We start from the raw sequence: 10853 nt of genomic DNA on the forward strand, positions 1-10853 counted from the left end.
CGTGGACGACTGTGACGAAGGGCCCGCCGAGGCCGCCGCGCGGATCACCGGCCGCGGGGTCGGCGCGACCCACCGGCACTCCGACCTGCTCGCCGAAGTACGCCTGGACGACGGGCGGTCGGTGATGGTCAAACGCGCGGACGCGCCCGACGCCGTCCGGGCCGAGGCGGCGGGGCTGCGCTGGCTGGCCGACAGCGCCACGGTCCGCGTGCCGCTCGTGCACGGCGACGACCCGCGCTGGCTGGTCACCGAACTGGTGGCGACCGGACGCCCGACGACCCACTCCGCGCACCGCTTCGGACGGGACCTGGCCGCCCTGCACGCCTCGGGCGCACCGGAGTTCGGCGCCCCGCCGCCCGGCGGGCCCGTGGACGCCTACATCGGGCTCGCCCCGATGCGCAACATCCCGGGGGACAACTGGCCGCGCTGGTACGCCGAGCAGCGCGTCCTGCCCTATCTGCGGACGGCCGTCGACGGCGGTGTCGTCCTGCCCGCCGAGTCCGCCGACGTGGAGCGGGTCTGCGAGCGGCTGCCCGAACTGGCCGGGCCGGCCGAGCCGCCCGCCCGGCTGCACGGCGACCTGTGGCACGGCAACGTCGTCTGGGGCCGCGAGGGCACCGCCTGGCTGATCGACCCGGCCGCGCACGGCGGACACCGGGAGACCGATCTGGCGATGCTCAGCCTCTTCGGCTGCCCCTTCCTCGACGGCGTCCTCGACGGCTACCGGGCCGCGGCGCCGCTCGCCGACGGCTGGGAGGAACGGGTCGGGCTGCACCAGCTCTTCCCGCTGCTGGTGCACGCCGTGCTCTTCGGCAGGGGCTTCGCCGAACAGGCCGTGGCGGTGGCCAGGACGGCGCTGGCGCGGTAGTCCCGCCGGCCGCCCGCGGCGGGTCCTTCACGAGGGCGGCGAGGAAAGCGAACGAGCTGATTTCAGTAAGAGTCTGAGAAGGAAGTCCGTTCATGGCCTCGCCTGTGGAGAACCTAACAGTCAGGCCGGGATGATGTCGCGCAGATTTTCCGGCGTGATGACGACGGAGTCCGGGTGCAGCCCCTCGGGACGCGCCAGGCCGAGGTACGTCACGGGCCCGTCCGGCAGCGCCCCGCCGTCCAGTTCCGTCACCGTCGCACCGCGCGCCGCCATCAGGTCGACGAGGTACCCGACGGTCAGCGGACGGCGCTCCACGAGGGGCCGAAGCAGGTTCTCGACCGTGACCTTGTTCGCCTCGACCCGGTTGGCCGACGGCATCCCCCGCAGGTACAGGTGCAGCCAGAGCGCCGTCCACCGGCCGTCGCGCTCACGCCGGAACACCAGCGGCAGGGCGACCTTGCCGGGGCCGCGCAGCTCCGACTTCATACGGACGGTGCGCGGCTCGAACGGCCGGCCCCGCTGCTCGCCGTCGCGCAGCATGAAGCCGAAGAAGGACTCCTCCACCTCGTCGAAGCCCTCGCCCGCGAAGATGTCGACCTGCGGCACGATGAACGTGCAACGAGCCTTGCCCAGGCGGAGGTTGATGAACTCCGACGCGCCCTCGGGAGCGCTGGTGATGTCACCGGAGTGCTCGCCGTCGAGCGACGACAGCGCCGTGTACGACAGCCAGGAAACCGTCCTGTACGAGCCGTCGAGAAGGATCGCCGACAGATCGAAGTCGGTGGTCCGGCACGCCTCCTTCCAGTACACGAAGAACCGCAGCAGCTCGCCGTCCACCCGGGTCACCGAACCGCGCGGCAGCACGCCGAGCCCGGCCGTCGTCGCTCTTCCGCTGAGCGGCAGCGCCACGCCCAGGACGTCCGGATCGACCAACAGCCGCTCCGGGGTGGGGAGTCGGCGGCCGATCTCGGCGTCGAAGGCGGCGAGCAGCCGCTCGCGCTCCGGTGCGGGCAGCCGCCGCCGGCTGTCGGAGGCGACCCAGGCGCGGCCCGCCCGGTTGACGAACACCCGGCGCTTGCCGCTCGCCGCGGGCCGGTTGTGCAGGTGCTCGCGCACCGCGAGCACCACCCGCCCGGCGACCCGCGGCGCGGCCTCCTCGGCCGCGGCCGCCACGGCGTCCCGCTCCCGCGGTGTGCCGGCCGTCCGCAGCAGCCGGTCGAGGGAGCGCAGCAGCCGTCCGGGCGCCGACTCCAGCAGCCGCGCGGCCCCCACGACGTCGTCGGCGGCGAGGAGTTCCTCGACGCGGCTGTCGAACGTCCGCGCCTCCAGGTCGCCGCGGGCGACGGCGAACACGTCGGCCGCGTGCGGCCACCGCGGGTACTCGTGCGGGTGCAGCCGCTCACCGAGCCGCTTCCACTGCTCGCGGTGCGCGTGCACGTCGGCCAGCTTGGCGGGGGACGCCGCCACCACGGAGTCGAGGCCCGCGAGCAGCGCGCGCCGCACCGGGCGCGGCAACGTGGTGAAGCGGGTGGGCTCCTGGAGGGTCACCGTGCCGCCGGACAGCGCGCGGGCCAGCCGCAGCACGTCGGTGACGGTGTCCAGGAGCAGCGGCGCGCCCGCCGTCAGCCGGGCCTCGTTCACCAGTGCCCGGTTCTCCCTGACCGGGATCGCCGCGGGCTGCGGGCCGTCCACGCAGTGCGCGGCGAGCGCCCTCAGGTCGGGCAGCACGTCATCGCCGAGCGGTGTGCGGCTGCCGGCGAGCGCCAGGTACAGCGCGCGGATCTCCTCCTCGGCCGGGCCGCCGAGATGCAGCACGGTCACCCGGTCGCCCGCCGCCGCGATCAACTCGTCGTGCGCGGCCAGCAGTTCGGTGTACGTGTGCGGGTAGCGGCCGTACGAGGGGAGCGTCAGCAGGTTCACCACGCCGATGCTCAGCCGGTCGAGGGTGCGCTCGCGGGCCGCCGGGTCGGCGAGCGCCTCGATGACGCACTCCCGCCAGAAGTCGAGGGTGTCCGGCACGTTCGCGGGGAAGTCGACGAAGTAGGCGTTGTGCCGGACGTGGTCGCCGGCCATCTCCCTGACCGTGCGCAGGGTGCGGACCGCCGTGTGGACGACCGCCGCCTCGGACAGGCCGGACAGCGACTCCAGCAGCTCAGCGGAGAGCTTGAACCCGGCCGCCATCAGGGCGGCGTCGAACTGCCGTGCCGCGACCGCCCCTTGGCCGGGGGAACCGGCGGGGCGGGGGAGTCGGAGGGTGTGCCGGACGACCAACTGTGCGAGGCGCTGGGACATTCCGGCATGATCGCAGGGCCACGGGAGCACCCGCACCCGGGTTTTCCCGCGCCGGTCGAGGAGCGTCCCGATGCCGCAGAGCACCGCACCGTGCGATCCCGCCCGGCTGGCGGCCCACACCCGGGCGGGCGCGGCGCTCGCCCGGCTCGACGACCACCGGCTCGCCGACCTCGTGTCCCGCGCGCCCGCCCTGGGCACCGGCATCGGCGGCCGGGCGGCCACGCTGGAGGTGGCGGGCGTCCGGGTCTTCATCAAACGCGTCCCCCTGACCGACCTCGAACGGCGCCCGGAACACGTCCGTTCGACGGCCAACCTCTTCGGGCTGCCCCCGCACTACCAGTACGGCATCGGCTCGTCGGGCTTCGGCGCCTGGCGTGAGGTGGCCGCCCATCTCACGACCACCGCGTGGGTGCTGAGCGGCGCCTACCAGGGCTTCCCGCTGCTGCATCACTGGCGGGTGCTGCCCGACGGTCCGCCGACCGGGTTCGTCGACTTCCTGGGCGGGATCGACGGGGCGGTCGCGCACTGGGAGGGCTCGCCCGCGGTACGGCGGCGCCTGGAGGCCGTCGCCGGGGCCCGCGCGAGCCTGGTCCTGTTCCTGGAGTTCGTGCCGCACACCCTCGCCGACCGGCTCGCCGCGGACGCCGTCTCCCGCACCTGGGCGGAACGCGAACTGCTCCGGGGTACCGCGTTCATGAGCGGGCGCGGCTTCGTCCACTTCGACGCGCACTTCGCCAACCTGCTGACCGACGGCCGCCGTCTCTACTTCGCCGACCTCGGCCTCGCCCTCGACTCCCGCTTCGAACTCACCGCGAACGAAAGGGAGTTTCACGCCGAGCACCTGGTGTACGACCGTAGCCACAGCCTCACCCATCTGCTCCGCCACCATGTCCTCGACCGGGTGCGCGGCGGCCGGGACCTCGGTGCCTTCCTGCGGGCCTGGACCGAGGGCCGACGGCCCGACGACGTGCCCGCCGACCTCGCCGGGATCGTCGACCGGCACGCCGCGACCGCCCTGCTCTTCGACGCGTTCGCCCACCGCCTGCTCACCCGCGGCAGACGCACCCCGTTCCCCGGCGCCGCGCTGCGACGCTCCCTGTCCGCACCCGAGCCGGACACGGACCCCGAGCCGGACACCGAGCCCGGACCGCGCCGGGACCAGGGGCCGTCGACCTCGTCCACTCGTTGATTACTCAACGCGGTGTACCGTGAGCCCGTGGCTCTGCGCAACGCGGTGATGGCCGCGCTTCTGGACGGTGAGGCGTCCGGGTACGACCTCGCCAAGGGCTTCGCGGCCTCCGTCGCCAACTTCTGGATGGCCACCCCGCAGCAGATCTACCGCGAACTGGAACGCATGGAGGGCGACGGGCTGGTCGCGGCCCGCGTGGTGACCCAGCAACGGCGCCCCAACAAGCGGCTGTTCTCGCTGACCGAGGCGGGCCTCGCGGCCCTTCGCGGGTACGTCGAGGAGGCGCCCTCCAAGCCGCCGGCCATCCGGGACGAGCTGATGGTCAAGGTGCAGTGCGTCGACATCGGCGACCCGGCGCCGGTCCGCGCAGCCGTCGTCGAACGGATGGAGCGGGCCGCCGTCAGACTCGCCCGCTACGAACGGATGCGGGAGCGGCTCCTCGACGGCCGCGACGAGGACACCTACCTCACCGGAGCCGACCGTGTCGGCCCCTTTCTCACATTGCTCGGCGGCATGGCACTGGAGCGGGCCAACCTCCAGTGGGGGGAGAGCGTGCTGAAAAGGCTGGACTTGCGGCACGCCGCCGACGGCGCCGCGCCCGGCCCACCGTGAGCTGGTGCGACACTCCGTTCCTGGCGGCTGGCCGATAGCCGATGCGCGGGCGGGTGCGGCCCCCTAGAGTGCGGCGCCGTGACCTTCTCCTCGAACACCACCGAACTCTGGCGCGACAAACCCTTTCTCCTCCTCGCCTCCGCCCGGACGATCTCGATCCTGGGCAGCGGATTCGCCCGGATCGCCCTGGGCTTCGCGGTCCTCGAACTGCCCGGCGCGGGCCCCGGCAGGCTCTCCCTCGTCCTGGCGTGTCAGGCCGTGCCGCAGCTGGTGTTCATCCTCGTCGGAGGGGTCATCGCGGACCGGGTGTCGCGCTCGCGCCTCATGGTGGTGTCCGACGTGCTGGGCGCCGCCGCCTACACGGGCCTCGCGGTCCTGGTGTTCACCGGTCACGCCCCCCTGTACCTGCTCTGTTCGCTGGCCTTCGCGGCCGGGGCGGCGAGCGCGCTGTTCCTCCCGGCGATGGAGGGCCTGGTCCCGCTGCTGGTACCCGCCGACCGGTTGCAGCGCGCCAACGGGCTGCTGCGGATGGGCACCAACTCCTCGCTGCTGCTGGGCCTCGCCCTCTCCGGGATCACCGTCGCCTGGATCGGCGCGGGCTGGGCGCTGGCCCTGAACGCGGCGTCGTTCGTGGTGAGCGCCGTCCTCACGTTCCGGCTGCCGCGCTTCGTGCGCACCGCGAGAACGTCCACGGGATGGGCCGATCTCAAGGAGGGCTGGCGGGAGTTCTCCTCCCGGCAGTGGCTGTGGGCGGTCGTCGCCCAGTACGCGATCGTGGTCGCCGCCGTCAACGCCAACGTCGGCGTGCTGGGACCGCTGGTCGCCCACCGTGAACTGGGCGGCGCCAGGACCTGGTCGCTGATCGTGGCCGCGCAGGCGGTCGGCACCGTCGCGGGCGCGGGCCTGGCCGCCCGGGTGCGGGTCCGCCGCCCGATCCTGGTGGCGGTGCTCGCCACCTTCCCGGCCGCCGCGCCCATCGCGCTGCTCGCCGCGTCGGCCCCGATCTGGACGATCGTGGTGGCGATGTTCTTCGCGGGGGTCGCGGGAGACGTCTTCGGCGTCCTGTGGTCGACCACCATCCAACGGGAGATCCCCGAGGAGGCGCTCTCCCGGGTCAGCTCCTACGACCTGTTCGGCTCCCTCGCCTTCGCGCCGCTCGGGCTGCTGCTCGCCGGTCCCGTCGCCGCAGGCATCGGCCTCGACAACGCCCTCGCGGGCTGCGCCCTCCTCGTCGTCCTGGCCACGGCGGGGGCCCTCCTGGCACCCGAGGTCCGCTCGCTCACCGACCGTGAGGTGGCGGCGAAGACACCGGTCGCGGCCACGGCGGGCCCCGAACCGGAGGTGTCCTGACCGACGGCCCGCAGGGCGCCAGGGGCTGCCCGAGGCTCTGCCCCCTGGCACTCGGAGGCGCGCGTCCCGTCCGCTACCCGCGCAGGAGTCCGTGGGCGCAGAAGTCCCAGACCTCGTCGGCCGTGAGCGGGGCCTCCCCGTCCCGGCCGCCGGGCTGGGCGGCGAACAGCACGGTCCTGACGGTCAGCTCCGCGACCCGGCGCGGGTCGACTCCCGTACGCAGCAAGCCCGTTGGCTCCAGCTCCGCCGTCAGCGCGGCGAACACCGCGACCACCGGCGCGACGGCCGCCCCCGTCGCGCGCGGGTGCGACACCAGCAGCCGGGGCGCGAAGTCGGCGAACAGCGGACGCCGGGCCCCGGCCGGGGAGGGCCGGACGCTCTCGAACAACTCCCGCACCACGCACCGGAGTCGCTCCCGCGGATCGTGCTGCCCCGCGGCGGCGGTACGCAGCCGCACGGCGGTCGTGGCCATCGCGTCCTCGAAGAGGGCGAGCAGCAACTCGTGCTTGCCGTCGAAGTGTTGGTAGAAGCTCCGCAGCGACTGACGCGACCGGTCGACGACCTCCTGCACGGTGAAGTCGGTCGTGCCCTTCTCCGCGACCACCGCCCGCGCCGCGTCCAGGAACCGGTCCACCCGCTCCTCGGCCCGGCGCTTGGCCGCCTGCGTGGACCGTTCGACGGCGCGCCGCTTCCAGGCGGGCTCCTCGGCGGGGGTGTGCGGAGGCTGCTCCGACATCGATGCCATGGGGAGAACAGTACGGTCCGTCAACGGCGACCGGGGTCCGGCGCGGGCGCGGACGGCCCCCCGGTCACCCCACCAGGGACTGGGTGCCGAGGACAGCCAGCAGGTCGAGCCGCTCCGCGTCCTCGGTGCCCGGCTCGGCCGTGTAGATCAGCAGCGTCAGATCGTTGCCGGTGACGTGGAGGATGTCGCAGTCCAGGGTCAGCGCACCCACGTGCGGATGGTCGACGGTCTTGCGCGCACCCTCGTTCCGCACCACCGTGCCCTCCTCCCACAGCCCGGCGAACAGCGGGCTGTGCGAGCGCAACTCCGCTACCAGGCGCCGCAGTTCGGGGTCGGCCGGATAGCGCGCGGTGGCCGCACGCAGCTGCGACACCAGTCCCGTGCGGAAGTCCCGCAGCTCGTCCGGGGTGTGCCTGACCCGGCCGCCGGGTCCCAGGAAGGCGCGCCAGACGCTGTTGCGCTCGAAGCCGCTCCAGCCGGACGGGTCGCCCATCAGCGCCGCGTACATCGGGTTGGCCAGCAGCAGCGTCAACCCCGCGTCGTACACCCCCACCGGCACGTTCACCAGCCGGTCGAGCAGCCGCTGCACGCTCGGGGTGAGGTACGCCGGTACCCGCTCGGGACCCGGTGGCACCAGGCCGGCCAGCCGGAACAGCAGCGCCCGCTCGTCCCCCGACAGCCGCAGCGCCCGCGCCAGGGCCTCCACGACCTGCCCGGACGGGTGGGCCGCCCGGCCCTGTTCGAGGCGGGTGACGTAGTCGACGGAGATGCCCGCGAGCAGCGCCAGCTCCTCGCGCCGCAGCCCGGCCGCGCGCCGGCGCCCCCCGGCCGGGAGCCCGGCCGACGCCGGCTCGACCCGGTCGCGCCAGCGGCGCAGCGCCTGCCCAAGCTCCGTGACGGTCATGCCCCCAGTGAACACGGTCGCGGGCCCGGCTGCCTGGTACCCGCAGTCCCAGGAAAAAGGGTCTGCTGGCCCGCCCGGTGGCGCGGGCGCAGGGTGGAGGACATGACGACAACACTCATCACCGGAGCCAACAAGGGCATCGGCTTCGAGACCGCCCGCCGGCTCGTCGAAGCAGGCCACACCGTCTATGTGGGGGCCCGTGACAGCGAGCGCGGCCGGCAGGCCGCGGACCGGCTCGGCGCCAGGTTCGTGCAGCTCGACGTCACCGACGACACGTCCGTGCGGGCCGCCGTCGAGACCGTCGAGGCCGGCGGCGGACTCGACGTCCTCATCAACAACGCCGGCATCGAGGGCAGGGGCGAGGGCAACACCGTGACCGGCGCGGCGGCCGTCACCGCCGACGACGTGCGCACCACCTTCGACACCAACTTCTTCGGCGTCGTGCGGGTCACCCACGCCTTCCTCCCGCTGCTGCGGCGCTCCGCGTCCCCGGTCGTGGTCAACGTCAGCAGCGGCCTGGCCTCCCTCACCGCCCTCTCCGACCCCGACCACCCCGCGCACTTCTACCCGGGGATCGCCTACCCGGCGTCCAAGACGGCCGTGAACATGCTGACCGTGCAGTACGCGAAGGCGTTCCCGCAGCTGCGCGTCAACGCCGTCGAGCCCGGCTTCACCCGGACGGACCTCAACGGCAACACCGGGCACCAGACGGTCGCCGAGGGCGCGGAGATCATCGTCCGGATGGCCCAGATCGGTCCCGACGGACCGACCGGCGGCTTCTTCGACGTCAACGGACCACTGCCCTGGTGAACGGGGCCCGAGCGGCGGCCGGGGGCGGGCAGGACCACGCTCCCGGCCGCCGGGCGTTTCCCCGCCAGGTCAGGCCGCGCCGCGCCGCTCGTCCGTCCAGCAGGAGCCGTACCTGACGGCCAGCGCCTCGGACTCCTCCGGGGTCAGCAGCCGGCCCGCGCGCGGGCCGAGCAGGAGCAGCAGGGCCGAGACCTCCTCGATCTCCACGGCCGCCTCGGCGGCGGCCCCGAGCGTGCCGCCCGCGGTGACCGGGCCGTGGTTCTGCAACAGGGCCGCGCGGCACGGGAAGGGCAGCCTCTCCAGGGCCGCCGCCTGCGCGGGGTCGCCGGGAGCCGCGTAGGGCAGCAGCGGCGTCTGCCCCACCCGCATCACGAAGTAGGGGGTGAGCGGCGGTATCGCGCTGCGCTCGGACCACGCGGGCAGGCAGGACGCGGCGACGGCCTGCCGGGAGTGCAGGTGCACCACGGCCCGGTTGGCGGGCTCGCGCCGGTAGAACGCCAGGTGGAGCGGGAACTCCTTGGACGGGCGCGGGCCGTCGAGGTGGCTGCCGTCGAGGTCGAGCACGGAGAGCGCGCCCGGGTCGAGCGCGGCGAGATCGGCGCCGGTCGGGGTGAGCAGGACGCGGCCCGCGTCGTCGCGGACGCTGATGTTGCCGGACGAGCCGGGGCTCAGACCGAGCGCGGCGAGGTGGGCGGCCGTCCGGACGAGTTCGTCGCGAGGCGCGGTCATGCGAGCTGCTCCCAGGCCGTGGTGAAGATGTCGGTGGCGCCGAAGTTGCCGGACTTCAGCGCGAGGTCGATGGTTTCCGGGCGCCCGGAGGGGGCGACCTCGGCGCGGGCCCAGGTGACGCCGGGCGCGATGGGCGCGCCGATGGCCAGGGTGCGGGCGCGCAGCGCGGAGACGACGGCGCCCGAGGTCTCGCCGCCGGCCACCAGGAGCCGTCGGGCCCCGGCGTCGACGAGGTGGGACGCGCACCGGGCGAGGGCGCGTTCGACGAGGTCCGAGGCGGGTTCGGCGCCCGCGGGAGTCTCCTTCTCGACGTCCTCGGGGGTGGCGACGGCGTAGATCAGGGGCGGCCTGCCGGGGTCGGCGGCCCAGCTCCGCCGGGCGAAGGCGGTCAGCTCGGCGAGGGCGCCGTCGAAGTCGGCGCGCAGCGCGGCGAGGTCGAGGCGGCGGTGGGGGAGCAGGTCGAGGGCGTGGGCGACCTGGGCGCGGGTGGCGGCCGAGGCGCTGCCCGCGAGGACGACGGCGGGATCGCCCGGCCGGGAGGCGGGCGCGCTGCGGGCGGCGCCCCGGTGCGCTCCCTCGAACCCGACGGCGAGCCCCGCCGCGCCGGTGACCAGCGGGAAGTCCTCGGTGGCGGCGGCGATCACGGCCAGGTCCCGGTCGTCGACCGCGTCCACCACGGTGAGGGCGTCGGACCGCTCCGGCGCGTCGAGGGCCGCGCGGAGCGCCTCGGGACCTGAGCGGACGGTCTCCAGGCCGACGCGGGCGACGGGACGCCGGGTCTGCGGTTCCAGCAGGCGGTGCACGCGCGAGTCGAGCATCGGCGTCAGGGGGTGGCGGCGCATCGGGCTCTCGTCGAGCAGCTCGTCGTGGACGAAGAGCCGCCCCCGGTAGACGGTGCGTCCGGTCGCCGGGAACGACGGGACGACGACCGTCCGCCGCGCGTCCAGCGCGTCGAGGAGGGCGTCCGTGACCGGGCCGATGTTGCCCCGGGGCGTCGAGTCGAAGGTGGAGCAGTACTTGAGGTAGAACCGGCGGCAGCCGAGCGCCCGCAGCGCGTCGAGCGACCGGCGGGAGAGCGCGACGGCCTCGTCGACCGGGGCGGTCCTCGACTTCAGGGCCACGACGACGGCGTCGGCGTCCGTGAGCGCCGGGTCGGCGCCGTCGAGGGAGTCGGGTCCGACGGCGACCACGGTTCTGAATCCCCGTCCCACGAGCATCGTCGCGAGGTCGGTGGCTCCCGTGAAGTCGTCTGCGATGGCCCCGAGCGTCGGCATCAGTTCTCCTGCGTGCGGTCCTGACCACGACGGGCCCCAGCGGACCCCCGTGCTGATCTGTGAAATTATGTTAACAGACT

10 protein-coding genes are annotated in these 10853 nt (G+C 74.3%); 5 read left to right on the top strand and 5 right to left on the bottom strand.

The genetic code is table 11. The features are described 5' to 3' along the window. Position 1: 1 nt before the first annotated feature. The gene (locus DDJ31_RS34590; RefSeq protein WP_240677976.1) at positions 2–868 is read left to right on the top strand and encodes a fructosamine kinase family protein; all 867 of its coding nucleotides are present in this window, start codon (positions 2–4) and stop codon (positions 866–868) included. Positions 869–988: 120 nt separating this feature from the next. Here DDJ31_RS34590 and DDJ31_RS34595 read toward each other — a convergent pair whose 3' ends face one another. Next, complete coding sequence (locus DDJ31_RS34595) at positions 989–3160, bottom strand: TerD family protein (protein ID WP_127176468.1); 2172 nt, start codon at positions 3158–3160, stop codon at positions 989–991. Between the two features lie 70 nt (positions 3161–3230). Here DDJ31_RS34595 and DDJ31_RS34600 point away from each other — a divergent pair, with 70 nt between their 5' ends. The 3 genes from DDJ31_RS34600 to DDJ31_RS34610 all read left to right on the top strand — a co-directional run bounded on the left by DDJ31_RS34600 (position 3231) and on the right by DDJ31_RS34610 (position 6311). Next, entirely contained in the window at positions 3231–4349 is a 1119-nt protein-coding gene (locus DDJ31_RS34600; RefSeq protein WP_240677975.1) for a protein kinase family protein, read from the top strand. A gap of 27 nt (positions 4350–4376) precedes the next feature. Next, positions 4377–4961 (top strand): PadR family transcriptional regulator, encoded by a 585-nt coding sequence (locus tag DDJ31_RS34605; protein ID WP_127176467.1) that lies wholly within the window; start codon positions 4377–4379, stop codon positions 4959–4961. 78 nt (positions 4962–5039) lie between these two features. Continuing rightward, a complete protein-coding gene (locus DDJ31_RS34610) occupies positions 5040–6311 on the top strand; it encodes an MFS transporter (protein ID WP_164784835.1) in 1272 nt (423 codons plus the stop codon). A gap of 73 nt (positions 6312–6384) precedes the next feature. Here DDJ31_RS34610 and DDJ31_RS34615 read toward each other — a convergent pair whose 3' ends face one another. Next, positions 6385–7056, bottom strand: a complete 672-nt coding sequence (locus tag DDJ31_RS34615) for a TetR/AcrR family transcriptional regulator (RefSeq protein ID WP_127176465.1) — start codon at positions 7054–7056, stop codon at positions 6385–6387. A gap of 64 nt (positions 7057–7120) precedes the next feature. Continuing rightward, complete coding sequence (locus DDJ31_RS34620) at positions 7121–7960, bottom strand: helix-turn-helix transcriptional regulator (protein ID WP_127176464.1); 840 nt, start codon at positions 7958–7960, stop codon at positions 7121–7123. 102 nt (positions 7961–8062) lie between these two features. Here DDJ31_RS34620 and DDJ31_RS34625 point away from each other — a divergent pair, with 102 nt between their 5' ends. Next, positions 8063–8770, top strand: a complete 708-nt coding sequence (locus DDJ31_RS34625) for an SDR family oxidoreductase (RefSeq protein WP_127176463.1) — start codon at positions 8063–8065, stop codon at positions 8768–8770. 69 nt (positions 8771–8839) lie between these two features. Here DDJ31_RS34625 and DDJ31_RS34630 read toward each other — a convergent pair whose 3' ends face one another. Both DDJ31_RS34630 and otnK read right to left on the bottom strand, forming a co-directional pair. Next, a complete protein-coding gene (locus DDJ31_RS34630; RefSeq protein WP_127176462.1) occupies positions 8840–9499 on the bottom strand; it encodes a class II aldolase/adducin family protein in 660 nt (219 codons plus the stop codon). Then, a complete protein-coding gene (gene otnK / locus DDJ31_RS34635; protein WP_127176461.1) occupies positions 9496–10773 on the bottom strand; it encodes a 3-oxo-tetronate kinase in 1278 nt (425 codons plus the stop codon). Before otnK ends, DDJ31_RS34630 begins: the two co-directional genes overlap by 4 nt. Positions 10774–10853 lie beyond the last annotated feature (80 nt).

The organism is Streptomyces griseoviridis, assembly GCF_005222485.1.
GTDB classification, from domain to species: domain Bacteria; phylum Actinomycetota; class Actinomycetes; order Streptomycetales; family Streptomycetaceae; genus Streptomyces; species Streptomyces hintoniae.